At 63.8% G+C, this 25,606-nt stretch carries 25 protein-coding genes and 6 pseudogenes; 11 read left to right on the forward strand and 20 right to left on the reverse strand.

Annotated elements, in window-relative coordinates; all coding sequences use genetic code 11:
* The first annotated feature begins 97 nt into the window (after window positions 1-97).
* Complete coding sequence (locus ACFQDL_RS29210) at window positions 98-643, forward strand: DUF2058 domain-containing protein (protein WP_379912314.1); 546 nt, start codon at window positions 98-100, stop codon at window positions 641-643.
* A gap of 123 nt (window positions 644-766) precedes the next feature.
* Here ACFQDL_RS29210 and ACFQDL_RS29215 read toward each other — a convergent pair whose 3' ends face one another.
* The 3 genes from ACFQDL_RS29215 to ACFQDL_RS29225 all read right to left on the reverse strand — a co-directional run bounded on the left by ACFQDL_RS29215 (window position 767) and on the right by ACFQDL_RS29225 (window position 2,213).
* A complete protein-coding gene (locus ACFQDL_RS29215; protein WP_379912316.1) occupies window positions 767-1,276 on the reverse strand; it encodes a Crp/Fnr family transcriptional regulator in 510 nt (169 codons plus the stop codon).
* Window positions 1,277-1,443: 167 nt separating this feature from the next.
* Window positions 1,444-1,575, reverse strand: a complete 132-nt coding sequence (locus ACFQDL_RS29220) for a hypothetical protein (protein WP_379912318.1) — start codon at window positions 1,573-1,575, stop codon at window positions 1,444-1,446.
* Between the two features lie 164 nt (window positions 1,576-1,739).
* Window positions 1,740-2,213, reverse strand: a complete 474-nt coding sequence (locus tag ACFQDL_RS29225; RefSeq protein ID WP_379912320.1) for a peroxiredoxin — start codon at window positions 2,211-2,213, stop codon at window positions 1,740-1,742.
* A gap of 263 nt (window positions 2,214-2,476) precedes the next feature.
* Between ACFQDL_RS29225 and ACFQDL_RS29230 the strand changes: the two genes are divergently transcribed.
* The 3 genes and pseudogenes from ACFQDL_RS29230 to ACFQDL_RS29240 all read left to right on the forward strand — a co-directional run bounded on the left by ACFQDL_RS29230 (window position 2,477) and on the right by ACFQDL_RS29240 (window position 5,972).
* The gene (locus ACFQDL_RS29230; protein ID WP_379912322.1) at window positions 2,477-3,586 is read left to right on the forward strand and encodes an S-(hydroxymethyl)glutathione dehydrogenase/class III alcohol dehydrogenase; all 1,110 of its coding nucleotides are present in this window, start codon (window positions 2,477-2,479) and stop codon (window positions 3,584-3,586) included.
* 65 nt (window positions 3,587-3,651) lie between these two features.
* Window positions 3,652-4,495, forward strand: a pseudogene (gene fghA, locus ACFQDL_RS29235) (S-formylglutathione hydrolase).
* Between the two features lie 172 nt (window positions 4,496-4,667).
* A complete protein-coding gene (locus tag ACFQDL_RS29240) occupies window positions 4,668-5,972 on the forward strand; it encodes an MFS transporter (protein WP_379912324.1) in 1,305 nt (434 codons plus the stop codon).
* A gap of 162 nt (window positions 5,973-6,134) precedes the next feature.
* Here the strand turns inward: ACFQDL_RS29240 and ACFQDL_RS29245 are convergent.
* A pseudogene (locus ACFQDL_RS29245) lies at window positions 6,135-7,384 on the reverse strand (DUF3422 family protein).
* Window positions 7,385-7,505: 121 nt separating this feature from the next.
* Window positions 7,506-8,411, reverse strand: coding sequence for a 30S ribosomal protein S6--L-glutamate ligase (rimK, locus tag ACFQDL_RS29250; protein ID WP_379912326.1), 906 nt, complete (start codon window positions 8,409-8,411; stop codon window positions 7,506-7,508).
* A 414-nt stretch (window positions 8,412-8,825) separates the two neighbouring features.
* Here rimK (ACFQDL_RS29250) and ACFQDL_RS29255 point away from each other — a divergent pair, with 414 nt between their 5' ends.
* The gene (locus ACFQDL_RS29255) at window positions 8,826-9,029 is read left to right on the forward strand and encodes a cold-shock protein (RefSeq protein ID WP_379912328.1); all 204 of its coding nucleotides are present in this window, start codon (window positions 8,826-8,828) and stop codon (window positions 9,027-9,029) included.
* A gap of 259 nt (window positions 9,030-9,288) precedes the next feature.
* Here the strand turns inward: ACFQDL_RS29255 and ACFQDL_RS29260 are convergent, their stop codons facing one another.
* Both ACFQDL_RS29260 and ACFQDL_RS29265 read right to left on the reverse strand, forming a co-directional pair.
* Window positions 9,289-9,684 (reverse strand): ATP-grasp domain-containing protein, encoded by a 396-nt coding sequence (locus ACFQDL_RS29260; RefSeq protein WP_379912330.1) that lies wholly within the window; start codon window positions 9,682-9,684, stop codon window positions 9,289-9,291.
* Window positions 9,630-10,763 carry a RimK family protein gene (locus tag ACFQDL_RS29265; protein ID WP_379912332.1) on the reverse strand — a complete coding sequence of 378 codons (1,134 nt, stop codon included), beginning with the start codon at window positions 10,761-10,763 and terminating at the stop codon, window positions 9,630-9,632. The genes ACFQDL_RS29260 and ACFQDL_RS29265 overlap by 55 nt, the downstream gene beginning before the upstream one ends.
* 159 nt (window positions 10,764-10,922) lie before the next feature.
* Between ACFQDL_RS29265 and ACFQDL_RS29270 the strand changes: the two genes are divergently transcribed.
* A complete protein-coding gene (locus ACFQDL_RS29270) occupies window positions 10,923-12,038 on the forward strand; it encodes a peptidase C39 family protein (protein WP_379913429.1) in 1,116 nt (371 codons plus the stop codon).
* Between the two features lie 165 nt (window positions 12,039-12,203).
* Here the strand turns inward: ACFQDL_RS29270 and rimK (ACFQDL_RS29275) are convergent.
* The 6 genes and pseudogenes from rimK (ACFQDL_RS29275) to ACFQDL_RS29300 form a co-directional block, all read right to left on the reverse strand.
* Window positions 12,204-13,108, reverse strand: a pseudogene (gene rimK, locus ACFQDL_RS29275) (30S ribosomal protein S6--L-glutamate ligase).
* A pseudogene (locus ACFQDL_RS29280) lies at window positions 13,105-13,532 on the reverse strand (ATP-dependent zinc protease family protein). The pseudogenes rimK (ACFQDL_RS29275) and ACFQDL_RS29280 overlap by 4 nt, the downstream one beginning before the upstream one ends.
* Window positions 13,533-13,557: 25 nt before the next feature.
* The gene (gene zntB / locus ACFQDL_RS29285) at window positions 13,558-14,541 is read right to left on the reverse strand and encodes a zinc transporter ZntB (protein ID WP_379912334.1); all 984 of its coding nucleotides are present in this window, start codon (window positions 14,539-14,541) and stop codon (window positions 13,558-13,560) included.
* Window positions 14,542-14,598: 57 nt separating this feature from the next.
* Window positions 14,599-15,222 carry a serine/threonine protein kinase gene (locus tag ACFQDL_RS29290; RefSeq protein ID WP_379913431.1) on the reverse strand — a complete coding sequence of 208 codons (624 nt, stop codon included), beginning with the start codon at window positions 15,220-15,222 and terminating at the stop codon, window positions 14,599-14,601.
* Complete coding sequence (locus ACFQDL_RS29295) at window positions 15,207-15,593, reverse strand: phosphotransferase (RefSeq protein ID WP_379912336.1); 387 nt, start codon at window positions 15,591-15,593, stop codon at window positions 15,207-15,209. The genes ACFQDL_RS29290 and ACFQDL_RS29295 overlap by 16 nt, the downstream gene beginning before the upstream one ends.
* Window positions 15,586-15,984 carry a DUF2750 domain-containing protein gene (locus tag ACFQDL_RS29300; RefSeq protein ID WP_379912338.1) on the reverse strand — a complete coding sequence of 133 codons (399 nt, stop codon included), beginning with the start codon at window positions 15,982-15,984 and terminating at the stop codon, window positions 15,586-15,588. The genes ACFQDL_RS29295 and ACFQDL_RS29300 overlap by 8 nt, the downstream gene beginning before the upstream one ends.
* 131 nt (window positions 15,985-16,115) lie before the next feature.
* Between ACFQDL_RS29300 and ACFQDL_RS29305 the strand changes: the two genes are divergently transcribed.
* A complete protein-coding gene (locus tag ACFQDL_RS29305; protein WP_379912340.1) occupies window positions 16,116-17,174 on the forward strand; it encodes a M48 family metalloprotease in 1,059 nt (352 codons plus the stop codon).
* Window positions 17,175-17,194: 20 nt separating this feature from the next.
* Here ACFQDL_RS29305 and ACFQDL_RS29310 read toward each other — a convergent pair whose 3' ends face one another.
* The 7 genes and pseudogenes from ACFQDL_RS29310 to ACFQDL_RS29340 all read right to left on the reverse strand — a co-directional run bounded on the left by ACFQDL_RS29310 (window position 17,195) and on the right by ACFQDL_RS29340 (window position 23,004).
* On the reverse strand, window positions 17,195-17,743 hold the full coding sequence (locus tag ACFQDL_RS29310) for a HupE/UreJ family protein (protein ID WP_379912342.1): 549 nt from the start codon (window positions 17,741-17,743) through the stop codon (window positions 17,195-17,197).
* Window positions 17,743-18,189: a hypothetical protein gene (locus ACFQDL_RS29315; RefSeq protein WP_379912344.1), complete on the reverse strand. Its 447-nt coding sequence runs from the start codon at window positions 18,187-18,189 to the stop codon at window positions 17,743-17,745. The genes ACFQDL_RS29310 and ACFQDL_RS29315 overlap by 1 nt, the downstream gene beginning before the upstream one ends.
* The gene (locus ACFQDL_RS29320; protein WP_379912346.1) at window positions 18,186-18,488 is read right to left on the reverse strand and encodes a peptidylprolyl isomerase; all 303 of its coding nucleotides are present in this window, start codon (window positions 18,486-18,488) and stop codon (window positions 18,186-18,188) included. Before ACFQDL_RS29320 ends, ACFQDL_RS29315 begins: the two co-directional genes overlap by 4 nt.
* A 23-nt stretch (window positions 18,489-18,511) precedes the next feature.
* Window positions 18,512-19,063, reverse strand: a complete 552-nt coding sequence (locus ACFQDL_RS29325; RefSeq protein WP_379912348.1) for a hypothetical protein — start codon at window positions 19,061-19,063, stop codon at window positions 18,512-18,514.
* Between the two features lie 315 nt (window positions 19,064-19,378).
* Window positions 19,379-20,086 (reverse strand): sulfite exporter TauE/SafE family protein, encoded by a 708-nt coding sequence (locus ACFQDL_RS29330; RefSeq protein WP_379912350.1) that lies wholly within the window; start codon window positions 20,084-20,086, stop codon window positions 19,379-19,381.
* A gap of 18 nt (window positions 20,087-20,104) precedes the next feature.
* Window positions 20,105-21,549, reverse strand: a pseudogene (locus ACFQDL_RS29335) (amidohydrolase family protein).
* Window positions 21,550-21,609: 60 nt separating this feature from the next.
* Window positions 21,610-23,004 (reverse strand): uracil-xanthine permease family protein, encoded by a 1,395-nt coding sequence (locus ACFQDL_RS29340; RefSeq protein WP_379913433.1) that lies wholly within the window; start codon window positions 23,002-23,004, stop codon window positions 21,610-21,612.
* 426 nt (window positions 23,005-23,430) lie between these two features.
* Here ACFQDL_RS29340 and ACFQDL_RS29345 point away from each other — a divergent pair.
* The 4 genes and pseudogenes from ACFQDL_RS29345 (at window position 23,431) to ACFQDL_RS29360 (ending at window position 25,596) form a co-directional block, all read left to right on the forward strand.
* Window positions 23,431-24,248, forward strand: a pseudogene (locus tag ACFQDL_RS29345) (ISAs1 family transposase).
* Between the two features lie 309 nt (window positions 24,249-24,557).
* Window positions 24,558-24,833 carry a LacI family DNA-binding transcriptional regulator gene (locus ACFQDL_RS29350; RefSeq protein ID WP_379912352.1) on the forward strand — a complete coding sequence of 92 codons (276 nt, stop codon included), beginning with the start codon at window positions 24,558-24,560 and terminating at the stop codon, window positions 24,831-24,833.
* Window positions 24,830-24,955 (forward strand): hypothetical protein, encoded by a 126-nt coding sequence (locus tag ACFQDL_RS29355; RefSeq protein ID WP_379912354.1) that lies wholly within the window; start codon window positions 24,830-24,832, stop codon window positions 24,953-24,955. Before ACFQDL_RS29350 ends, ACFQDL_RS29355 begins: the two co-directional genes overlap by 4 nt.
* Entirely contained in the window at window positions 24,952-25,596 is a 645-nt protein-coding gene (locus ACFQDL_RS29360) for a substrate-binding domain-containing protein (protein ID WP_379912356.1), read from the forward strand. Before ACFQDL_RS29355 ends, ACFQDL_RS29360 begins: the two co-directional genes overlap by 4 nt.
* The last annotated feature ends 10 nt before the right edge of the window (window positions 25,597-25,606 follow it).

Here is a 25,606-nt window from a genome sequence, read left to right on the forward strand (position 1 = left end):
TACACCAGCCCTGCCCGGCACGGCAGCCTCGCGGCTCTCTTCCCGGGCCCGGCTTATGGTATAGTGCGACTGTTTTCAGATCAGGGGTCGCGACGACATGGCGGGCACACTACAGGATCAGCTTCTGAACATGGGGCTGGCCAACAAGACACAGGCAAAGAAGGCCAAAGAGACCAAACGCAAGCAGACGAAGAAACGCAAGTCCGGCCAGGAGGTCGAGGACAACAGCGCGGCGATTCAGTCCGACCTCGAGCGTCTGCGGCAGGAGAAACAGGCCCGCGACCGGGCACTGAACCAGCAGCGGGAAGAGGAAAAAGCGCAACGTGCAGCCCTGGCCGAGGCCCGCCAGCTGCTTGAGCAACACGCCACCCGCGCGCCGGAAGAAGGCCCGCTGGACTACAACTTCGTCCACAACCGGGTCATCAAGACGCTGCATCTCGACCGCAAGCAACATGCACAGCTGTGCCGTGGCCAGCTGGCCGTGGCGGTCCTGGAGCAGGGCTACGGCCTGATCGCCGACGAGGTCGCCGCCCGTATCGAAGCGAAGGATCCGGGGCTGGTGATCCGCATCACGCCGGAGCCGGAAACCGATCCGGACGACCCCTATGCGGACTATAAAATCCCCGACGACCTTATGTGGTAAGCGAAACCCCGGCCGCGGCCACCTGCGGCCGGGGTCCGGATCGCATCGGAGCCGGCCCCCGATCCGGCGATCCGGCCCCGGCTACCGGACGAGCAAACGCTTACCGACGATCCGACGCGCCGATCAGAGCAACTGAGGCGGACCGTCCCCCGGCGGATGGGCGCGCTCGACAATAATATTGTCCACTGCACGTATGCCTCGGGCCATATCCCGCGCCAGGTTCATCAGCAGCAGCGCGAACTCACGGGTATCACGCTCGTACAGCTCGTTGAACAGGCTCACCGGGACCTTCAGCACGATGACCTTGCCTTCGGCCTGGGCACGGCCGATGCGATGATGCAGGGCGATCATGCCGACAAAGCCGATATTTTCGCCGAACTGGTAGTTGCGGATGAAGGCGTAATGGCCCTGGTGGTACTTGAAGAAGGCCAGATGGCCCTGAAGGATCACATAGAAACCGTCCGACCCGTCGCCGGCTTCGAACAGGACCTCGCCTGTCTCCAGTTCAAGCACCTCGCCGGAGCGGACAAGATGCAAAACGGTCGGGTCACTGAGCGCCCCGAAAGTGGATACACCCCTGAAATAGGGCAACCCGCGCTCCTCGAGCAAACGCTGTCCTGACAGCCTGCGCATCAGGTTCTCTCCTTGAGGCCGGTCTCCTCGCTGACTGCACGTGACAGCAAACAGACGCCGAACACGGACCGGATCAGCCCCGGCGTACCTCCGCAGACGCGATCGGACCGGGGTCTGACCTCGAGTATAGTCGCTTGATTACCGGAACGCGGACAAGGCGCCCACTTTCAATGGCGCTTGTCTTCGTTCATCAGGTGACGCACCTTGATGAAGGCCCAGACCATCACCCCGGCCATCGCCACCACCCCGACGACACTCGGAATCAGAACTTCTGCGCTGTATGCATCTATACCAAACATGGGAATCACCTCTCGTACGGCTTGTTACCTTTGCCTCGAGGTTATTCCCAATCCCGGCCCGTCAACTTGACGCAGCTCAATTTTCCCGTCGCGGCCCCGACGCCTTAGCCGCCAACATTGATCCCGGTCAATTTTGGCAACACCCAACGCCGCGCCCTTCGCAGTCAGACCAGCGCCAGCAGCGTCTGCGCATCGCTGACCTTGAACTCTTTGGGCGCCTCCAGGTTCAGTGCCCGGACGATGCCATCCTCGACCAGCATCGCGTAGCGCTTCGAGCGCACACCGCCAAAATCGCCGGTATCCTGCGCCATTCCGATTGCCCGGGTGAAGGCTGCGCCACCGTCCGCCAGCATGGTGATCCTGTCGGCATTCTGGTCGCGCTGCCAGGCCGCCATCACCGCCGCGTCGTTGACCGACAGGCAGGCAATCATGTCGATGCCCTTGTCGAAGAACGCATCCGCCTGCACCACGTAGCCCGGCAGATGTGCCTTCGAGCAGGTCGGTGTAAAGGCACCCGGTACCGCGAAAAGCACCACCCGCTTGCCCGCAAACAGCTCTGCTGCCGGCACCGGCTCGCTGCCCTCTGTTGTTACACGCGTCAGCGTCACCGCCGGAAGATCGTCACCCACCTTGATCATTTGATCGCTCCTTGCCGTTTTGTCAGAACCTCCAGTCTATCGTCTGCGCCATGGCCGGGATAGCCGATTCAGCGCTGATTTCACAGGTCTCTTTCGCCGATTATTGCAGCTGAGCAAGAATGTTGTGCCGTCTCGAGCCTTAACCTGCCCGGCCCGGCTGGCTAGACTCTCGTCCCGGTACACTACACTTACCGGAGCTCCCGATTCACCGGTTCGCACCGGTGACTGTCACGACTCCCGCAATACAGATAAAGGATACGATTATGAAGTCCCGTGCCGCCGTAGCCTGGGAAGCAGGCAAGCCCCTGCAGATCGAAGAAATCGACGTCGCCGGCCCGAAACAGGGCGAAGTGCTGCTGCGCATGGTCGCCACCGGCGTCTGCCATACCGACGCCTTCACCCTGTCCGGTGACGACCCCGAAGGCATTTTCCCCGCGATCCTCGGCCACGAAGGGGGTGCCGTGGTCGAAGAAGTGGGTCCCGGCGTAACGTCACTCAAGCCCGGTGATCATGTTATCCCGCTCTACACCCCGGAATGCGGTCAGTGCAAGTTCTGCAAGTCCGGCAAGACCAACCTCTGCCAGGCGATCCGCGCGACCCAGGGCAAGGGCCTGATGCCGGACGGCACCACCCGCTTCTCGCTGAACGGCAAGCCGATCTACCACTACATGGGCACCTCCACCTTCTCCGAGTACACCGTGGTGCCGGAGATCGCCGTCGCCAAGATCAACAAGGAAGCCCCGCTGGACAAGGTCTGCCTGCTCGGCTGCGGCGTCACCACCGGCATCGGCGCGGTGCTCAATACCGCCAAGGTCGAGCCGGGCTCGACCGTGGCCGTATTCGGCCTCGGCGGCATCGGCCTGAGCGTCATCCAGGGTGCCGTGCTGGCCAAGGCCTCGCGCATCATCGCCATCGATATCAACGAAGACAAGTTCGAGATGGCCCGCATGCTCGGCGCCACCGATTTCGTCAACCCGAAGAAATACGATGCCCCGATCCAGGAAGTGATCGTCGAGCTGACCGACGGCGGCGTCGACTACTCCTTCGAGTGCATCGGCAACGTCAACCTGATGCGCGCGGCGCTGGAGTGCTGCCACAAGGGCTGGGGCGAGTCCGTCATCGTCGGCGTCGCCGGCGCCGGCCAGGAGATCTGCACCCGTCCGTTCCAGCTGGTCACCGGCCGCGTCTGGCGCGGTACCGCCTTCGGCGGCGTCAAGGGCCGTACCGAACTGCCGGGCTACGTCGACCGCTACATGAACGGCCAGATCAACATCGACGACTTCGTCACCCACACCATGGGTCTGGACGACATCAACAAGGCCTTCGACCTGATGCACGAAGGCAAGAGCATCCGCTCCGTCATCCTGTTCTGATCCCCGCGGCAAAGGGTCCCCCGGGACCCTTTGCCTTCCCTGTACAGACTATCCGGATATACGCCATGAGCCTGGAACGCATCGCACGCAACCGCTGCTTTGGCGGCTGGCTGGAACGCTATCGCCACCGCTCCGAAACCCTCGACTGCGATATGGTATTCGCGGTCTATCTTCCGCCGCAGGCGGAGTCGACCCCCTGCCCCAGCCTCTACTGGCTCTCGGGCCTGACCTGCACCGACGAAAATTTCATGCAGAAAGCCGGCGCCCAACGCATGGCCGCCGAACTCGGACTGGTCCTGATCGCCCCCGATACCAGCCCCCGCGGCTTCGACCTCCCCGGCGAGCATGACAGCTACGATTTCGGCAGCGGCGCCGGCTTTTATCTCAATGCCACCGAAAAGCCCTGGTCCGATCACTACCGCATGTACGACTACGTGACGGCCGAGCTGCCGGCACTGATCGAAGCCCAGTTCCCGGTGACCGCCAAACGCAGCATCAGCGGCCACTCCATGGGCGGGCACGGCGCGCTCGTCTGCGCACTGAAAAACCCGGGACGCTATGCCTCCGTCTCGGCCTTCTCGCCGATCAGCCATCCGAGCCAATGCCCTGGGCCAGAAAGCCTTCAGCGGTTACCTCGGCGATGACCGTGCAGGCTGGGCCGGCTACGATGCCTGCGAACTGATCAGGGGCGAGCTGGACGAGCGCCTGCCGCTGCTGGTCGATCAGGGCGACGCGGACGACTTTCTGGCCGAGCAGCTCAGGCCGGAACTGCTCGAGGCCGCCTGCGAAGCGGCCGGCCACCCGCTGGAGCTGCGCCTGCAGCCCGGTTACGACCACAGCTATTTCTTTATCGCCAGCTTCATCGACGACCACCTGCGTTTCCACGCCCAGGCCCTGGGCAACGCCTGACCGTCGAGACCGCACAGCCGGGCCCGGCCCGGCTGTCGCATCCGCATCGACAGAAGTCGCATAACGACAGCCTCTACGCCGATTTCCGCCCTAGAATCGGCCACCCGGGCCCGCTTCCCCTGCCGGCCCAGCCCCTTTCCATTCCACTGTTACCGCCGGATATTTTGCACGGATGTTCGCAACCGCCCGCACCCTGACTGCGCTTTTTTCCAGCTATGGCCTGCTGCTGCTGGCCAACGGCCTCTTCACCACCCTGACCAGTCTGCGCAGCAAGATAGAGGGGTTTTCGGTCGAGACGCTGGGCCTGCTCATGGCCTGCTACTTCCTCGGCATGTTCGTCGGCGCACGCTTCGCGCCCAAACAGATCGAGCGCGCCGGTCATATCCGCGCCTTCGCGGCGTTCGCCTCGGTGCTGTCGATGTCACCGCTGGTCCACATGCTCTGGATCGACCCGAAAATATGGGCGCTGCTGCGTTATGTCGACGGCTACTGCCTGGCCGGCCTCTTCATCGTCACGGAGAGCTGGCTCAATGCCCGGGCGACCAACCAGACGCGGGGCAGCATCCTGGCACTCTACATGGTGGTCAACTACCTGGCCTACGGTATCGGTCAACTGCTGCTGTCGTTTTCCGACCCGGGTCACTTCGATCTCTTCGCCGTGGCCTCGATCTCGTTTTCGCTATCCCTGGTACCGCTGCTGCTGACCCGCTCCGAGGCACCCGCCCCCGAACCGATGACGAAGCTCACCATCAAGCCGCTGCTGAAAACAGCCCCGGCGGGTTTCTGGGGCGCGATCTGCGCCGGCTCCATCAACTCGGCGTTCTTCGCCATGGCGCCGATCTTTGCCCAGGACCTTGGCCTGAGCGTGCAGCAGATCTCGATTTTCATGATGTGCGGGATTTTCGGCGGTCTCTTTCTGCAGATTCCGATCGGCCGGCTGTCGGACCGCATCGAAAGACGCAGGGTACTGGCGGCGGTCAGCTTCGGCACCCTGCTGGTCAGTCTGTCGATGATCGTGCTGACCCGTCTCGACCTGCCGATTTGGTGGCTCTATGGCACCGTCTTCGCCTACGGCAGCCTGGCATTCGTGATCTACTCGCTTTCATCGGCCCACGTCAACGACTGGAGCGATCCGAGCCAGTTAATGCAGACCTCGTCGGGCCTGCTGGTCGGCTACGGTTTCGGCGCCATAGGCGGCCCCCTGATAAGCGGCGCCCTGATGGGCCAGTTCGGCCCGGCGGCGCTGTTTGCCTATACCGGCAGCTGCGTCTTTCTGCTGATGCTGTTCGCGATCTACCAGTCGGTGGTGGCGGGTCAGGCGCGGGAGAAAATGGCCTTCGTACCGCAGCCGGCGGCACAGTTCCCGGCCGAAGAGCTGTTCCACGCCGCCCAGGATGCGGCGGAACCGGTGGCGGAAGTGGCAACGGAAAGCCCGACAATGCCCCCGAACAACCCTCTGCGGCCCGCTAGAATGTAGGGTGGAATGAGCGCCGAAGGCTCGAATTCCACCGGCGACATCCGATAACCGCGAAGCCAAGCCACTCAAACTTCGAGGCAGGCTGCGAACACCGGTGGAATTCGCTCCGCTTATTGCCACCCTACGCTGACCTGAAAGGGGCCGGTCCGCTTGCCGCCTACGTCAATCGTCCTTGTCGACGCCCTTGAGCAGCCGGCGCACATACCAGAACAGCACCAGCGCGATGAGCGGCACCGAGGCACTGAGCACAAGACTGGCTCGGGACTCGAGGCTGTGGTCTTCCAGCACGTTGCGCAACGTGCGGTCGATCAGGTCGAAGGCGTAATAGGTCACCACGATCACCGTGAAGCTTTCGAGCTTGGCCTGCAGCCTCAACTGGCTGCGGGCACGGCGATTGATGCCGTGAAGCAGGTCGCGACTCTGGTTCTCGATCGACAGATCGACCTGGGAACGTATCAGGTCGGTGGAGCGGGAGATGCGACGTGACAGCCGCTCGATCCGCTCTCCGGTCGAACGACAGGTACGATGCGCCGGGTCCAGGCGCCGCTCCATGAACTGCTCGACCGTCTGCAGGCCTTCGATGCGCGCCTCGCGCAGCTCGGCGATACGCCGGTCCACCAGCGCGAAATAGGCCTCGGTTGCCGACAGCCGGTTGGCCGTGCGTGCCGACAGCGACTCGACCTGGGCCGCCAGCCCCATCAGTTGCTGCAGCAGACCCGCCGGATCCATGTCGGACACCGCCATCTGCTCGACCATGTCCGCCAGCTGCTGGTCGAGCTCGGTGACCCGGGGCACGGTTTCCAGCGCCAGCGGCAACGCCAGCAGTGCCATATGGCGGTAGGTCTCGACCTCGCAGATGCGCTGCAGCAACCGACCGGCCTGGAACAGCGTCATGCCGCCGCGGTCCTCGAGCAGCACCCGGTTGTAGCCGGAATCCTCGTGGACACGGAAATCGGTACGCAGCGACGCCCTGTGCCCCATGACGTCCGAACCGCTGATCTGGACACCGTTGAAAAGGTCTTCGACCCAGCCATCGAAATCCGGCGCTTCCTGGCGAAACAGAACTTCCACGCCGCAAAGGAAGGCCCCCGGGAGCTGCTCGCGCCACTCGGGCGGCAGCGCCGGCACCCGGGTATCACCGAAACGATAGAGCGTCAGGCTGTAGAATTCGCTGTGAGGTTCGTATCGCAGTGCGGTCTGGTCCTGGTGGGCATAAAAGAAGCCACGGGCCTGCGGATCTAGGTCATATCCCGCCTGCCGCCCGAGCCTGCGTACCACGCGGTCGATATCTTCCGGCGCATGGCCATCGTGCAGAATGGCGACCTGAAGCAGCGCCAGGGGGCGCACATGGGCTGGAAAGGCCGGGCGTGTACCTCGGCAATGATCTGGTCGCGTAACGGATGGTTCTGCATGCTGCGGTTCCTGTGCGCGGGAGCTCCGGCCGGTCAACCCTGACAGCCCCCGCCTCCCTGAATGTGCAGTCTATTCTGCGGCAATGCCCCTTGAGCGACAACACCCCCGGGGAGGTAGATTTCAGCCCCGCCCGCGGGTGCGGGTGCGGTGGCTGCGGGCGTTCTTTTCGATGAACGCGATGATGCTGCCGGCCACATCGAGACCGGTGGCCGACTCGATACCCTCCAGTCCCGGCGAGGAGTTGACCTCCATCACCAGCGGGCCATGGTTCGAGCGCAGGATGTCGACACCGGCGACATTGAGCCCCATGGTCCGGGCCGCCCGCACCGCGGTGCTGCGCTCCTGGGGCGTCAGTCGCACCAGGCTTGCGGAACCGCCACGGTGCAGATTGGAGCGGAACTCGCCGGCCTTGGCCTGGCGCTTCATCGCCGCGATCACCTTGTCACCGATCACGAAGCAGCGGATATCGGCGCCGCCGGCTTCCTTGATGTACTCCTGCACCATGACCGATGCCTTGAGCCCCATGAAAGCCTCGAGCACGCTCTCGGCCGCCTGACCGGTTTCGGCCAGCACCACGCCGATGCCCTGGGTACCCTCGAGCAGCTTGATCACCAGCGGCGCACCGCCGACCATCGCCATCAGATCCGGGATATCGGCCGGCTTGTTGGCGAAACCGGTGACCGGCAGGCCGATCCCCTTGCGCGACAGCAGCTGCATCGAACGCAGCTTGTCGCGCGAGCGGGAGATCGCGACCGATTCGTTCAGCGGGTAGGTCCCCATCATCTCGAACTGCCGCAGCACCGCCGTGCCGTAGAAGGTGACCGAGGCACCTATGCGGGGAATGACGGCATCGAAGTCCGGCAGCACCCTGCCCTTCACATGCATCTCAGGCTGCTGCATGTTGATATTCATGTAACAACTGAGCACATCGACCACCTGCACATCGTGACCACGCACCCTGGCGGCCTCGACAAGGCGACGGGTGGAATACAGCTTCTGGTTTCGGGACAATATTGCCAGTTTCAAGCCAGTTTCTCCGCGGGAAACGGCCAGTGACCCAGAGCGCCGGCCGGGAATGAGAAGCAGTTGTAAAAACAGGTCTGACGCCCGATTGACGGGCCTTTCAGCTCTGGACAAGCGAGGAATTATCGGTATCCGGCAGGGTCGCGGCAATAGCTTGATGAAGCTTTTTTGAAGCACGTACAAATATCGCCACAAGGCCGACAAATCCTGTTGACTTCCCCCGGAATTCGCTATGCTCCTTACCAAGCTTGAAATACAGCTCCAGTTTGATGTCAACACACGAAGTTCCTCTTAGTAGTACCTCGTCTGATCTTCATAACGGAATACCTGCATTTCTCAGCTAGACCCGTCCGGGGGCCGTCTTGACGACAGTTGCCGGACATAACGTAAAAACAAGTCCTTATGGAGTTCAGCACAATGTCTACTACTGGCACTGTTAAGTGGTTCAACGAAGAAAAAGGTTACGGTTTCATCGCTCAGGACAACGGTCCGGACGTATTCGTACACTTCCGCGCTATCGTTGGTGACGGCTTCCGTACCCTGGCCGAAGGCCAGAAAGTACAGTTCACCGTCACTCAGGGTCAGAAAGGCCCGCAGGCGGAGAACGTACAGGTTATCTAACGTAACCTGACGTGTAGAAAAACCAGCGCCTCGCAAGAGCCGCTGGTTTTTTTATGTTCAGGATGAACGACGAAAAAACCTCTCCTGCGTTTTTGGCGTTCCAGCCGTCCATGGCTGTCGTACGTCGCGGGCGCATGGATAGCATGCGCACGACTGCATGGACGCAGGAGTTAGAGCGACGCAGGATGCCGAAGCCGAGGAGCGACGGTTGTCAGGCAGCAGCGGCGCCGGTGACAGGTTACGGGTTACGCATAACGCGTCACTTTCTGTTCAGCTCCATCCGGCGCAGAAATTCCGCCATGATCTCGTGGTACAGCGCCACGCCGAGGAAGCGGTCCTCGACACCGGCGTCGACGTTGGGATTGTCGTTGACCTCGATCACCACCACCCGGTCACCGCTCTGCTTCAGATCGACGCCGTAAAGGCCGTCGCCGATGAGTCGTGCCGCCTTAAGCGCCGCCTCCAGCACCGCCGGCGGCACCTCGTAGGTCGGCAGCGTATCGAAACCGCCCGAGTCGACATCGCCGCCGCTGCCGTGGCGGTAGATCTGCCAGTGATTCTGCACCATGTAATAGCGACAGGCGAACAGCGGCTTGTTGTTCAGCACACCGATGCGCCAGTCGTAGTCGGTATAGAGAAACTCCTGCGCCAGCACCAGCGAGGAGTTCTGCAGCAGTTCCCGAAGCCCCTGACGAGCTCCTCCCGGGTTTCCACCTTGCACATGCCGCGGGAAAAGGCGCCATCGGGAATCTTCAGCACCATCGGAAAGCCCAGCGACTCGATCATCCCGTCCACCGTAGCCTTGTCGGCATGGCTGACGATGGCCGTCGCGGGCGTTGCCACCCTGTTGGTCTTGAGCAGCTCGGCCAGGTAGATCTTGTTGGTACAGCGCAGGATCGACGTCGGGTCGTCGATCACCACCAGCCCCTCGGCCTCGGCCTTCTTGGCAAAGCGATAGGTATGGTGATCGATGGCCGTGGTTTCGCGGATAAAGAGGCCGTCATACTCGGGCAGGCGCATCAGGTCGCGCTTGCCGATCATCTCGACGTTGATGCCAAGCTGCCGCCCGCTGCTGACGAAGCGCTTCAGCGCGTCCTTGTCGCTCGGCGGCAGCGCCTCATCCGGATCGACCAGCATTGCCAGATCGAAGCGGTAACGCTTGCGCGCGCGGGGCTTGGCCCACATGCGATTGCTGAAGCGCTCCAGCGCCGCGGCGAACAGCTCCTGCTCGGCCTCGTCGCGGATCTCCTTCAGCGCCATCTGGCGGATGCTGTCGACCTGCCAGACCTTCTGGCGCCTGAGCCGCACCTCGAGCATCGGACAGGGAAAGCGCTCGAACAGCTGCTTGGCCAGCGTCGACAGTTCCGGCATCGTCACTTCGCCGAAGAAGATGCGCAATTCGATCTTCGACTGATCCGCCGACAGCTGACCGGCCAGCTTGTCCAGGGTCTGTGACAGACCGACGAGCTGCAGCGTGTAGAGCGACTTTCGCCGCAGGTCACTGATGACGCGCACCGACGGAATCACATGGTGACCGCGGGCCTCGGCCAGCAGCGAGCAGTAATAGCCCCGCCCGAGGGCCCGGCTGTTGCGACAGCAGTTGAGCACCCGCACCCGGCCCGCACTGCGACTGTCCGCAAGCGCCAGGTACTGGTCAAAGGAGATAACGTCTTTACTGGGGTAGTAGGGCGCCCAGTCGCCCAGGTCGTCGACAACGACATAAAAGGAAGACATTGGCCAGGCGATTCCGCTAGGTTGGATTTTTTGCGATTATGCGCGCCTCTGCCCGCACGGCACAATCATCTGCAGCAAATTTCATGAAGCCCCTCTTCCGCCGCCCGGTCCGGTGCTACTATCGCCCTATCACAGCCTTGATGGACATCTCGCTTGAACATGCCAAGCACCCGCCCGGCCACCGCGGCCGATATCGATGCACTGCTGCAGATCGAACGTCAATGCTTCACCAGCGACCGTCTGTCACGACGCAGTTTTCAGCGCCTGATCCGTCAGGGCCACGCCAGCCTGCTGATCGCGTTCAGCGCCGACAGGCCTGCCGGCTATGCCCTGGCGCTGTATCGCAGCGGCACCCGGCTGGCCCGCCTCTATTCGCTGGCGGTAGTGCCGCAATGCCGCGGCCGCGGCATTGCCCGGAAGCTGCTGCAGGACAGTGAGCAGGCGGCGCGTGAACAGTACTGCATCTTCATGCGGCTCGAAGTCAACGTCGGCAACAGTGCGGCGATCGCTGTCTATCGCAAGGCGGGCTACCACCCGATCGGAACCATCAGCGAATACTACGAAGACGGCGGCGATGCGCTGAAGATGGAGAAGCCGATCCGCCGCAATGCCAGCATCAGCGATGCAAGCCGCACCGCCTTTTATCAGCAGACCACCCCTTTCACCTGCGGCCCGGCCAGCCTGATGATGGCGATGCACCGGCTCGATCCCCGCTACCCTATGACGCGGCGCGATGAACTCAAGATCTGGCGCGAGTCGACCACCATCTTCATGACTGCCGGCCATGGCGGCTGTTCGCCCCAGGGCCTGGCACTGAGCGCCTGGCACCGCGGCTTCGACGTCACCCTCTATTGCAACGAGACCAAGGTGCCCTTCATCGACAGCGTCCGGGATCCGGAAAAGAAACAGGTGATCGCGCTGGCGCACGAGGATTTCGTCATGGAGCTCGAGGAAACCGATGTCACCCTCCATGATCGCGAAATGACCCCGGAACAGCTGCAGCAGCACATCCGCCATGGCGACGTGCTGGTGAGCCTGATCAGTACCTGGCGTCTGAACCGCAACAAGGCGCCGCACTGGGTAATGGTCACCGCCGCGGACGAGCGTTTCGTCTACCTCTCCGACCCGGACAATGACCGTGACGAGTACCAGAGCGAAACCGACTATATCGACGTGCCGATCGAGGTCGACGAGTTTCTGGCGATGGCGGCCTTCGGCCGCTCACGCCTCAAGAGCACCCTGGCGCTGAGCCGGCGCGCTGACGCACTCCCGTAGGAGCCTCGCCCCGAGGCGAACAGATTAAGCACCGCGGCTATTCGCACCGGGGCGGCGCTACGGCGGGCGCTGAAATTTCCGTAGGAGCCTCGCCCCGAGGCGAACAGATTGAGCACCGCGGCTATTCGCACCGGGGCGGCGCTCCTACAGGCTGCCGGCGCTGCTTTACCCCTTGCCGCGGGTGCGGGTCTTGTGGCTGGAATAGTTTTTCTCGACGAACTGGATGATGCGGCTGGCGACATCGAGGCCGGTGGCATTCTCAATCCCCTCGAGGCCCGGCGAGGAGTTGACCTCCATCACCAGCGGGCCGTGATTGGATCTGAGAATATCGACGCCAGCGACATTCAGCCCCATGGTCTTGGCCGCCCGCACCGCGGTGCTGCGCTCTTCCGGCGTCAGCCGCACCAGGTCGCGGCACCGCCGCGGTGCAGGTTGGAGCGGAACTCGCCGGGCTTGGCCTGGCGCTTCATCGCCGCGATCACCTTTTCACCGATGACGAAGCAGCGGATGTCGGCGCCGCCGGCCTCCTTGATGTATTCCTGCACCATGACCGATGCCTTGAGCCCCATGAAGGCCTCGAGCACGCTCTCGGCCGCCTGCCGGGTTTCGGCCAGCACCACGCCGATACCCTGGGTGCCTTCGAGCAGTTTGATCACCAGCGGCGCACCGCCGACCATCTCGACCAGATCCGGGATGTCGGCCGGCTTGTTGGCGAAGCCGGTGACCGGCAGGCCGATCCCCTTGCGCGAGAGCAGCTGCATCGAGCGCAGCTTGTCGCGCGAGCGGGATATCGCCACCGACTCGTTCAGCGGATAAGTGCCCATCATCTCGAACTGACGCAGCACCGCCGTTCCGTAGAAGGTGACCGAAGCGCCGATACGGGGAATCACCGCATCGAAGTCCCCCAGCACCTCCCCCTTCACATGGATTTCCGGGTGCTGCATGTTGATGTTCATGTAGCATTTGAGTACATCGATCACCTGGACCTCGTGGCCCCGTTCACGGGCCGCCTCGACCAGTCGTCGAGTCGAGTACAGCTGAGCATTGCGCGACAGTATCGCCAGTCTCATGGTCGTCCTCCCAGCAGATATGAGGCCGCCGGATTGACGGCGAAGCGGCCGTGCATCGCCGTCCGTCCCAGCAGCATGCGGAATTTCATGCTGTCACGATTGGTCAGCGTCATCTCGATACGCCACTCGTAATCGCCGAGGCGAGCCAGCGTATCGATCACGAAACGCTGCTCGCGGTGGCCGCCCGAGTCCGATACCAGACGCTCGTCGAGCACCGGCGCCACGAAACTGATCACCCGGTTCTGGTCGTTCTGCACCGGATGCACGTCCGCGGCGACCCAGGGAGCCCCTTGTCGCGAAAGGGCTCGACCCTGAACGCATGCAGACAGGAGGTACGGGCACCGGTATCGACCTTGACCTTGATCCGGTCGATACCCAGCTCCGGCAGCGACATCCACTCGCGCCAGCCAATCATTTCCAGCATCACCTTGACCTCATTTTGATAACATTCATAGCCAGTTCCTGCGCCGGAAGATCCACACCTGCAGCGCGACCAGCAACAGCAGCAGGATGGAAAATTCGTAGAAGGCATAGGGGTTCTCCGCGCCGGGGATCCCGCCGACGTTGATACCGAGCAGGCCGGTGAGAAAACCCAGGGGCAGAAAGACCGCCGCCACCAGCGAAAGGACATAGAGCCGGGTATTGAGCTGGTCGGAGAGTCGGCTCATCAGCTCCTCCTGGGTGACCGCGGCGCGCTCGCGTACCGCATCGAGATCCTCGATATGCCGCACCAGCCGGTCGGACACTTCGCGCATGCGCAGCCGAAAACCGTCGTCGAGCCAGTCGAGCGGCTCATTCTGGGTCCGGGTCAGGGCTTCGCGCTCCGGCGCCAGATAGCGGCGCAGACCGATGGTCTGGCGCCGAAGCTGTGCCAGCGGCTGACGCAGCGTGCCGTTGCCGCTGTAGAGCACCTGTTCCTCGAGGTCGGCGACTCGGTCTTCGAAGTCGTCGACGATATCACTCATACGCGCCACCAGCCGGTCGGTCAGCTCGACCAGAAAGTCGCCGCTGCCAAGAGGGCCTCGACCACGGCGCATCTTCTCGACCAGGTCCGATACCGACAGCAACTGGCGCTTGCGCGAACTGACGATCAGATCGGCGGTGACATAAAGCCGGATCGAGACCATGTCCTCCGGATCGGCGCCGGGGTTGAGGTTCACGCCTCTGAGTGCCAGCAGCAATGCATCGCCGACCGGTGTCGCACGGGGGCGGGTCTCTTCGGTGAGCAGCGCGTCCACCACCAGCGGATCCAGGCCGCTGTCATTGCGAAGCCATTGTCGCGCCGCATCGCAGGTATAGTCGAAATGCAGCCAGAGTACTCCCTGTTGCGGCTGCCACTGCCCGGTTTCATCCCATGACAGTTCCCGGGCACCGCCCCGGCGATCCATCACGAATGCGTATATCAACCCGTCGGGCCCGCGCAACTGCTTCATCGATCCATCCCTGAGCGTCTCAAAACTTTAAGTATAGTAACCGCTGGATGCCCGCCCCTACATCAGCAGCAGAGGCGGCTCCTGCAGCGCCGCCAGCTGCTCGCGCAACTCCAGGATATGCTCGCTCCAGTAGCGCGGCGTATTGAACCAGGTGAAGGCCATCGGAAACGCCGGATCTTCCCAGCGCCGCGCCACCCAGGCGGAATAATGCATGATCCGCAATGTCCGCAGCGCCTCGATACTGCGGAGCTCGCGCGGGTGGAAGTCGTAAAACTCGTTGTAGCCGTCGACCACCTCGGCCAGCTGGCGCGTCTGCTCGAGCCGGTCGCCCGAGAGCAGCATCCAGATATCCTGAACCGCCGGCGCCATGCGACTGTCATCGAAATCGACGAAATTCGGCGTTTCATCGCGCCAGAGCACATTGCCGACATGGCAGTCGCCGTGCACCCTCAGCAGGTCCACGGGCTCCGCCATGATCGCATCGACACGTTCGAGGAGGTCCCGGCTCAGGGTCTCGTAGGCGGGCCGCAGCTCCGCGGGGATAAAATGCCTGAGCAGAAATTCGGCGCTGGCATGGCCGTAACTCTGACTGTCCAGCACCGGCCGGTGCCGAAACGGCCGGCTGGCACCGATGGCGTGAATACGGCCGAGGAAACGCCCCATGATCAGCAGGTTGTCCAGGTTGTCGAATTCCGGCGCCCGGCCACCGCGACGCGGATAGAGGGCGAAGCGAAATCCTGGCGCTCGAACAGGCTGGCACCGTCACCGTTGCGCAGCGGCACCACCACCGGCAGTTCGTGCTCGACCAGCTCATAGCAGAACTGGTGTTCCTCGAGTATCTGCTCGCGGCTCCAGCGCCCCGGCCGGTAGAACTTGGCGATCAGCGGCGCCTGCCCTTCGATGCCGACCTGATAGACCCGGTTCTCGTAGCTGTTGAGGGCGAGAATGCTGCCATCGCAGAGATAGCCCTCGGCCTCGATCGCGTCCATGATGAACTCCGGCGTCAGCGTCTCGAACGGATGCTGCGAGTCGGCCAGCATGAGCTCAGTCACCACCGGCTCCGAGCAGCTCCTCGATCGCCTCGCTCAGCTCCCGGGCAGAGAGCAGCACACCCTCGTCGTCGATGCGGGGAAACACCGCGACCAGTATCTCATCTTCTTCGAGTCCCGGTGCCCAGCGTTCGAACCAGGCTTCCAGGTCGATCTTCAACGGTTCGCAACCTTCCCAGCCATCGGTCGCCCAGTCCAGGGCATAATCAGGGTGCGGCCAGACCGGCAGACAGCTTTCGCCGTCGTCGGTGGTGAGCATCACACAGCCTTCACCGTCGGCCAGGCTCCAGATTTCCTCCCAGTCCGCGGACTTCTCGAGAAAGTGATCGAAGCGCTCCTGGGCTTCCCGGGCCAGCACTTTGGCGCGCTGCTGTTCTGTCAGTTTGTAGGTCATCGGTCGTTGCCTGTCGGTCCAAAACGGGGCTCTGTATCGGCCTCCGTCCAATGCCGTGCAGCATGGACGAATGCCGGCGCCCGATCAAGTCGGATTGCCCCCTGCTGCGCTAAACTGACGGAATGTGTCGAATGGACGGAGCTGGCGACGAAGCGATGATGCACCTGCGCCTGCGGTATCACGGGCTGCTGCTTTTGTTGCTGCTGGCCGGCTGTGCATCGCCCGGCTCGATGCCGGAGCCTCCGCCCCGGGCCGAGATCGAGCGGGAAACCCTGCAGCAGCAGCAGCAGGCGCTGGCCCTGCGTCATGCGCGGGCCTTTCGCCTGGCGCGGGTGTCGGTACCGCTGCTTCGGGCCGCCCTGCCGCTGTGCCCTGACAACAGGCGCAGCTGGTTCGGCCTGAACTTCCACTATCGCAATCACTACCCCGCCGAATGGCGGGACGCCGCCGCCACCCTCTACTCCCTCGACGAGCATGCCCGGCTGCGCCCGCCCCTGCCCGACAGCCCGGCGGCACTGGCCGGCCTCAAGGGAGGGGACCGGATTCTGCGCGTCCAGGGGCGCGCCCTCGACAGCCAGCAGCTGCGGCTGGAGCAGGTCGAGCAACTGTTGAAGCGGCAGGAGGGGGCAATAAGGGTCGAGTGGCTGCGCGACGACAGCCGTTTCGAGGCGACGCTCGAACCGGTCCAGCTGTGCGACTGGCCGGTGCGGATGAGCAATGGCGGACCGGTCAACGCCTTCGCCTACGGCAGCCATGTGCGCATTCCCGAAGCGATGCTGCGCTATGCCCGCGAGGATGACGAGCTGGCCCTGGTGGTCGCCCATGAGCTGGCCCATAACGCGCTGCATCATGTCGACAAGCAGCTGCGTAACCTGCTGCTCGGCAGCCTGCTGGACCTGGCCGCGCTGCTGAGCGGTGTACCCAGCCCGGGCCTCGCCGCGACCACCGGCGTCCGCCTCGGCTCCCCGGGCTGGGAGCTCGAGGCCGATTACCAGGCCCTGGTACTGATGCAGCGGGCCGGCTTTCGACTCGAGGGGGCGGCCGATTTCTGGCGCCGCCTCGGCACCGACTTTCCCGACGCCATCCGCCACAGCCGCGGCAGCCACCCGACAACTGCGGAGCGCTACCTGCGCATGAAGGCCGCCATCGACAGGCTGCAGCCGCCCGCCGCCGATCCACGGGGCCTCTGAACCGCCACGGTAGGGGCCGATCAGATCATCGGCGCCAGCAGCTGCAGCGCGCGCTTGACGGTCAGATAGGCGCCCAGGGAGCCGACCGCATATCCCGGCATTACCGCGATCAGCCAGGATCCGCTCCGCTGCAGGCGTCGGCAGCCCCGCGCCAGCAGGACCGCAAGCAGTATCGCCGGCAACAGCGTCAGCTCGACACCGGCGATGAACAGCAGCAGACCGGCCGGGATATCGGCCGGCGCTGCCGCCGGCCCGTCATAGCCGCTGGCGAAGCCCGCACCATGCAGCATCCCGAGCAGCAGCGAAACAATCCAGGGAAAATGCTGGGTAACGTCGTGCTGGCCGTGCCAGCGCCTGACGATCTCGGGCCCGAGAAAGAGTACGCTGAGGGCGACGACGACCTCGAGCGGCGGCAGCGCAAGGTGCAGATATCCCAGCGTCGTGCCCCAGAGCGTGAGGCTGTGGCCGACCAGCAGGGCGATAACGGTCGGGCCGCCCCGCCCCGGACCGCCGCCGACCAGCATCAGGCCGAGCAGGAACAGCAGATGATCGGTACCAAGCGGCTGCATCAGCCCGGCCTCGGCCTGGCGCCGCAGGGCCTCCCATGCCGTCGGCTCGGGGGGAAACGGATCTGCGGTGACACCGGCCCGAGCCTGTAGGTCTCGGTTTCGCCGTCCCCGGAGTTGACCCGCACGATCACCTCGGTTTCGCTGGCAACGAGCCCCTCGAACCGCAAGGTCTTGTCCGCCAGGCCGTCCGGACACTGAAGCCGCCCCAGTTCGATCTCGCCGTCCGCCGACAGCTTGCGTTCCCGGCTCCTGAGGCGGCATTCGGGTGGCAGCACCGGGGTAATCACGGCCCCGGTCGGATCGGTTGGCGCCTTCCAGAGAAAGTCGTAGAGCGCCGGCATAAACGCCTGCAGCTCGAAAAAGCCGGGCTGCCAGGCCTGGGCGCGACCGGATGCCGGCATTGTCAGCATCAGCGCCACCAGCAGCAGTGTCGACAGCGCCCTCATCTGCCCTCGCCCCTGCCGATGCCGTCGTCCTCGGACAGTACCACCACCTCGTAACGCTGGCGCAGATTCGCATAGTAGGCATCCAGTGCCGCCTGCCGCTGCGCTGCCGAATAGGCCCGTTCCACCTCGGGACGTATCTCCTCGAACGGCGGTACCGGCCCCGTGCGACGGTCATACAGATAGACCAGATGCAGCCCGAATCCCGATTCGATCGGGCCGGCCCAGCGACCGGGCTCGAGGTCCTGCAGTTTTTCGGCGAAGGTGGGCCCGAATGCCCGTGCAATCGAACTGATGCTCATGCGCTCGATCTCCCGCGGCACCATCAGCGTATCGCCCCGGGCCCGGATATCGGCATCGCCCCCTCCTCGCGCAAAAGCTTCAACAACCGCTCGATATACCGATCGAGCGAGGCAGGGTGGCGGGCGGGATCGAGGAATATCTGCCGGAAAGCCAGCTCCGGATCAGTACGAAACGCATCGGGGTTGCGGGCATACCAGTCCCTGAGTTCGCGTTCCGTCGGCGCCTGGGCGCTGGCACTGTCCTGCGTCAGAAACTCCAGTTTGTGCCGCAGCCGGGCACGGATCAGGCTGTCATCCCGATCCAGCTCCAGCGCCCTCGCCTCCCGGACCGCGAACTCCTCCCGCACATAGCCGTCGATCAGCGCCGCGAGCTCCCGCTCGCTGGGCGGCCGCTGGCGGATGCGACTGAAGCCGGCGCTCAGTGCCGCTACCCGCTCGGGCGTCACCAGGATCGCATCGCGCGCGTGCCGATCCTGCCACCACTCATGGACCAGGAACAGCAAGACCCCTACCAGCAGAAAGTGCGCCAGGGGCTCGCGCAGTGCCGAGGTCAGGGCGCCGAACAGCACCCTCATGCTCGCCCCCTGTCGCCTTGACCTGGTGGTCGCGGCGGTCGCAGGGGGCAGACCCACTCGTTCGAGGCTGATATCCGGATGCCAGTCATGTCCTTCCATTGGTAGCTGAGGGGCTATTCGATGCAGCGCCCCGGCATTGCAGCACGGCAATACCACAGAGCGTCCGCTGCTACACAATTTAGACCAAGATGGCGAACGCGGCCTCGAACCCTTCACTCATCGCTGATCAGCCCCTGCTTTCCGAGTTCCGAGAGAATCGAACCCCGGCTACGTTCGAACGACCGGGCCATCGACCGCAGATCTTCGCCCGGCGCCTCAGTTTACCAGCACGAAAACGCCCGAGGTGATCGCGAAGACCATCACGAAATTGCGCAGGAAACGGTCGTTGACCGAGCGGTGTATCCAGTGGCTCAGCAGCATTCCGACCAGCAGCGCCGGCAACATCCAGAGCACCGGTTCCAGAGTCTCGACCTGCAGCCGGCCGCTGCCGGCCAGCACCACCAGCGAGACGATCTCGCCGACCAGGAAACAGAGGGCAACCGATGCCCTGAGCGTCGCGACCGGCATGTGCTGATAGACCAGTGCCAACGGCGGTCCGCCGATACCAGTCGCGGTTTCGGTAATGCCGGTGATCACGCCGGTGGAGACGAATGCCCGCCGCCCCGGGGAAAACGCCGGTGCCAGCCAGGTGGCCAGGGATGCCGCGATGGTCGAAACCCCGATCAGGATGTTGAGATAGCTCAGCGGCAGCACCACCAGCACCCAGAGGCCGCCGAAGGTGCCCAGGATACGTCCCAGTGTGATCCACTTGGTACCCATCAGGTCGATGGCCTGGCGTTCGCGCCAGGCGACCGCCGCGTTCAGGGGCAGCATCAGCACCAGCAACCCGATCGGCAGCAGCGAGGGTTCCAGTATGCCCAGGATGGGCGCCACGATCAGCGCGAAGCCCATGCCGGTCGTACCCTGAACGAAAGCGCCACTGGCGACCGCAACGGCCACCCAGATAAAGGATTCAATACTCATAAGCTCTTCAACGTCGAATCAGGTCGGATCGCAGGCAGCGGGGGTGTACAGGCCGCGACTTTTGTTCCCGGCCCGGGCACCGCGGTGCTCCTGCGAGAACGGATGTATTTTCTGAATCGGCGCCTCGGCCACCGCCGCCCTGGCGATTTCACCGACCTGGTGCATCAGCGCCCGCGCGTCCCAGTCGAGCGGCCAGCCCTGCCACAGCCGCAGCCGTCCAGCGACGAAAACACCGTCGATCTGGTCCCGGTTGCACAGCCGCACCAGCTCCCAGTTGAGGTCCCAGGACGGCACCATCTCCGGTACCTGCAGGTCGACCAGCAGAAAATCCGCGGCCCGCCCCTCGGCGATCTCGCCGGTGACGGCGCCCAGTCCCAGCACCCCGGCACCGCCGCCGGTCGCCATGTCGAGCCAGGTCCAGCCGCCGCCACAGGAGGAGTCGCCGACCCCGAGACCGAAGGCGAAGCGCTGCGCGGCCTCGGCATAATCCATCAGGCGGAAGCCGTCGCTGCGGGTGCCATCGGTACCGAGCCCAAGGCGGATGCCGAAGGTGTGCATCAGCTCGGCCTGGGCCACGCCGTTGCCTTTCCAGGCACTGGCGACCGGGTTGTAGCTGACCGCGGTATCGGTTTCCTGCAACATTCTCAGTTCGAGCGGTGTCAACAGGGTGGCATGCGCCAGCAACGCCTGGGCCCGAGGGCGCCAGCCCGGTAAAGGTGCTCGACCGGCCGCTGTCCGCGCTGCTCCAGCGAACGCTCGACCGCCGCCAGGTGTTCGTTGGCATGAGTCTGGAATACGATGCCGGCCTCGCGACAGAGCGACGAGACCCGGTACAGCATCTCGTCAGTGGCGATTTCCGGTATCGGGATTGCCAGCGACGGCGTCACCAGCCGGTCCGCATCCCCCTCGAAGGTGCCGATATGGCGCTCGGCCGCCGCCAGGATCGGTGCCTGATCCAGCAACTGGTCGCCACGCTTGTCGTTGCAGACCATGCCGAGCACACAGCGAATGCCGGCATCCCCGGCGGCCCGGGCAACCGCCCCCAGCGCCGCCGATGAGCGCGTACCGGCATCGCAGACGGTGGTGAAGCCGCCGCGCAGCGCTTCGAAGGCCGCGAGCTTGCTGCTCAGATACAGGAACTCCTCGTTCAGACCGCTCTCGAGGGGCACCCAGACGCGGCGGAAGATTTCCGAGGGCTCGCCGAACACCAGCGACTTGCCGAATGCCTGGGTCAGATGGTGATGGCTGTCGACGAAGCCGGGCATGATCAGCTTGCCGGGCAGCCGCAGCAGCGGCAGCTCCGGCAAGCGCCGCTGCAACTCGGCGACCGTCCCCACGGCGCCGAAGCGGCCGTTGGACAGGGCGATGGCATGACCGGTGACGGGCCCGTCCCTTAGCATCAGCCAGTCGGGTGCCAGTATCCGGTCCGGTTGCGCGAAAAGCTCCGGTGATAATTGAGTCATCGTCTGAATCCTGCGAAATAATTCATTGGTCGGGCAGGCCCCGGGCCTGCCCGGTTAGGGTCAGCACTGGCTTTCGGCTGTGACGGCCTTGTCGTCAGCCGGGGCTCTGACCTCCTTTGAGAAGTGATTGAAAATGGCGTTCAGCACGGCGGCCGTGATGGCACCGGCGGCCACGCCGTTACCGAGGAAGGCCGCAACGCCATTCGGGAAGTTGCTGTAGACGCCGGGCACCAGAATCGGGAAGAGACCGACCGCCAGGGCGACCGCGACCACATACATGTTGTTGCTGTCGCGAAGATTGGTACGGCGCAGCATTTCGATCCCCATGACACCGACCACGGCGAAGAGCACAAGTCCGGTACCGCCGATGACCGCATCGGGGATCGACTGGATCGCTCCGGTCAGCGGCGCCAGGAAGGAGATGATGATCAGCATGCAGCCGGCCGATACGGTCACCCAGCGCGACTTGATGCCGGTGGCCTGGACCACGCCGATATTCTCGCCGCTGGTGATGATCAGCGAGGTGCCGAAGAAACCGCCCAGCAACGAGATGATCGCATCGCCGCGGATGGTGCGGGCCACATCCCTCTCCTTTTTCAGGTCCTTGCCCACGACTTCACCGATGGCAACGGTCTGACCGGTGGCTTCGACCATCGAGATCATGCAGAAGATCATCAGCGGTATCGCTGCGATCAGGTCGAAGGTCGGCATGCCGAACGGCAGCACCTCGGGTACACCGATCACCGGCGTCAGGCTCAGTCGGTCGGTATGGACGGCACCCGCCAGGAAGGCGATCAGGGTACCGCCGAGCAACCCGCCGAGAATCGCCAGCTGCTTGAACACCCCTCTGAGGAAGCGGGCGATCAGCACCGTCAGGCCGATCGTCGCGAACGCCAGGAAGATGTTGGTCGGGTCGGCGAAGTCGGGGGCGTCCGGATTGCGGCCGACGATCAGAAAACCGAGAATCTTCACCAGGTTGATGCCGACCAGAATCAGCATGGTGCCGACCACCACCGAGGGGAAGAATTTCAGCATTCGCTTGAACACCGGCAACACCACGAAATAGAAGAGTGCCGTCAGTATCACCGCCCCCGATGCGGTCGCGACGTCATACTGCTGTGCAATCTGAATGAACAGAATGATCGGGGCGCCGCCCGGCAGCATGATGAACGGCAGGCGGGAGCCGAAGCCGGAATAGCCGATCGACTGCAACAGCGTACCCAGCCCGCAGATCAGGAAGGTCGCGCTGAGCAGGCTGGCGGTGAGGTCGGCATCGAAGCCCAGCACCCTCGACATCAGGAATACCGATGCGATGGGCGATGCGGCCATCACCAACACATGCTGCAGGCCGAACGCGAGCAGCGTCTTCAGCGGCAGTTTTTCATCTACGGGGGCGACGGCGCCCCTGCGTCTCTCTCGAGCATGGCTGATTTCCTTTGTATTTATTGTCGTCAGTGAATCCTGGCAACGCTACCCAAATCGATTTCGGCAAAGTGCGAAAAAAGCCCCGTACCCGTTCGGGTACGGGCTGCCCATGCCAGGTGCAGATATAAGGTAGGCATTACCAAATCGATTCAGGTTGCGAGGAAGCGTTACCCAAATCGATTTGGTCAAAATATATTTTCCTGACCCCCGTGTCAACACTTCTGAATCAAAGCCGACCTGTTCAGCTGTCGTGAGGACCGCCCGACAGACTGCCGCAGGGCAATCGCACTATCACGAGGCGATGACAAGATCGTCAGGGTCGATGTGGTCGGGCCTGTCTGACACGCCGTGAACTCGTCCCTGAGGGCTCGGCTGCCGCCGTCCTGGCGGCAGACGGTCAGCCAGACCCGACCACATCAGCCTCGGCGAGCCCGGTGCCGGTACGAAAACGGCTTAATTCCGGCATTTGCAGCAACCATTGCCATGCTGCCGAACCCCAAGCCTTTCTTCGAATCCCTCCCCGATCCGCGCCGGACCACGCAAAACAAGCTGCATGGGCTGTCGGACATCCTCAGTATCGCCCTTTGTGCAATACTCTCCGGCATGGATGACTGGGAAGCCGTAGCAGAATTCTTGTTCGACCTGGACGGCGTCACGGTGACGATCGACGCTATCGGCTGTCAGAAAACGGTGGCCCGGCAGATCACCGAGGGCGGTGGCGACTATGTGCTGGCCCTCAAGGGGAACCAGAGCACCTTGCATGACGACGTTCGCTTGTTCATGGACACCGAAGCCAAACACCATCCCCAGGGCCACGCCGGCGCCGTGGAGAAAGACCACGGCCGGATCGAAACACGCCGCATCTGGGTCAGTGACGAGATCGACTGGCTGGCGCAGAAGCCGGACTGGCCGGGGCTGCGGACGTTGGTTATGGTGAAGAGCCAGCGCGAACTCAACGGTCAGGTGTCGCATGAGCGTCGCTGCTTTATCACCTCTCATGCCGCTGATCCGGAGCGGATCGGCCGTTACATCCGCCATCATTGGCGGGTCGAGAATAGCCTGCACTGGGTGCTCGACATGGCCTTCAACGAGGACCCGTCAAGGGCAGGAATCGGACATGCAGCGCAGAATCCGGCCCTCACCCGGCGCTTCGCCCTGAACCTCCTGCGCCAGGCCAGGGCTCCAAACTCGGGGTCAAGAATAAGCGGCTGCGTGCTGCCTATGGCGACGCCTTCCGGGCCTCGGTGCTGCAACTGACGCCGCGAGTGCACTGAGGGTTCTCGCCGCCGGCTCGCCTGGGCATTGTCGGGTAGCGAACCGGGTTCGGTGCGTCTGTCGGTTGGCACCGCGCTGTCGAGGGGTGGGGGTACCGCTTCAGGGCGACCGTCTGCCGCCAGGGAGGGCGGCAGCCGAGCGGTCAGGGACGACGTAAAGCGTGTCGCCCGGAAACGGTACCGCCGGCCCGGATTGGCTCTCACAGTCGTCAGGTAGTGCGAGTGCCCTGCAGACTGCCGCCAAATCGATTTAGAATACGCCGGTATAGACGTATACTGGGTCGCAATCCAGGCACATACGAGAGATCCATGTCCGACAGCAGCCCTTCGACCGGCTCACGCATCACCATCGCCGATGTCGCGCGCGAAGCCGGGGTTTCACGCACCACCGTCTCCCATGCCCTGAACGACCGTGGCCAGGTCGACCCCAAGACACGCGCCAGGGTCAAGCAGATCGCCCGGGACCTCGGCTACCGTCCCAACCTTCGCGCTCAGCGGCTTCGCACCGGCAAGGCCAACTCCATCGCCCTGGTATCCTCGATGCCCTTCGCCGTCGCCGGCGGCCCTCGCGTCTGGGGTTCATGATGGAAATCGCCGCCACCGCCATGGAGGCCGCGCTGAAGCAGGGGCTGGCACTGGTGCTGGTGCCACCCTCGATGAAGCCCGACATCTGCTGGATGAGCTCGATATCGACGGCGCCGTGGTGATCGAGCCGGTCGCCGACGATCCCAATGTGGAACAGCTGCAGCGCCGCGGCATCCGCCTGGTTTCGATCGGACGCCAGCCGGGGGCGGATTCAGCCCTGCCCTACATCGACCTTCAGGGACGCGAAACCGGCCGGCTGCTGCTCGAGCACCTGCGTGACCAGGGCGCACGACGCATCGCACTGCTGATCGGCAGCCAGGCGCGCCATTCCTATGTCGATGTCGAGCAGGCCTATCGGGAGTTTGTCGAAGCGTCGGGCATGCCCTGCCTGGTGATCAAGGCCGATGAGACGGGCGGCGAAGAGGCCGGGATGCAGGCCTGCCGGGATCTGCTTGGGGAACACCCCGGGATCGATGCCATCTGCGCCCCCGTCGACGCTTTCGCGGTCGGTGCGGTGCGGGCCCTGAAAGAGATGGGCCGGCGGATTCCGGACGATGTCAGAGTCGTCACCCGCTATGACGGCCTGCGGGCACAAAACTGCCAGCCACCGCTGACGGCCGTCAATCTCCATCTCGACCAGATCGCCTCCCTGGCCATCGAGCTGCTGTTCGAACAGATCAATGGCAGGACCGGTCGGTCCGTCGTGCGCGGTCCGCGCCCGGACCTGGTCGTACGGGCGTCGTCCAGCCGGGACGCCGACTGAGACCACTGCC

The sequence above is a fragment of the Marinobacterium aestuariivivens genome (genome assembly GCF_042661465.1).
Classification (GTDB): Bacteria; Pseudomonadota; Gammaproteobacteria; order Pseudomonadales; family Balneatricaceae; genus Marinobacterium_A; species Marinobacterium_A aestuariivivens.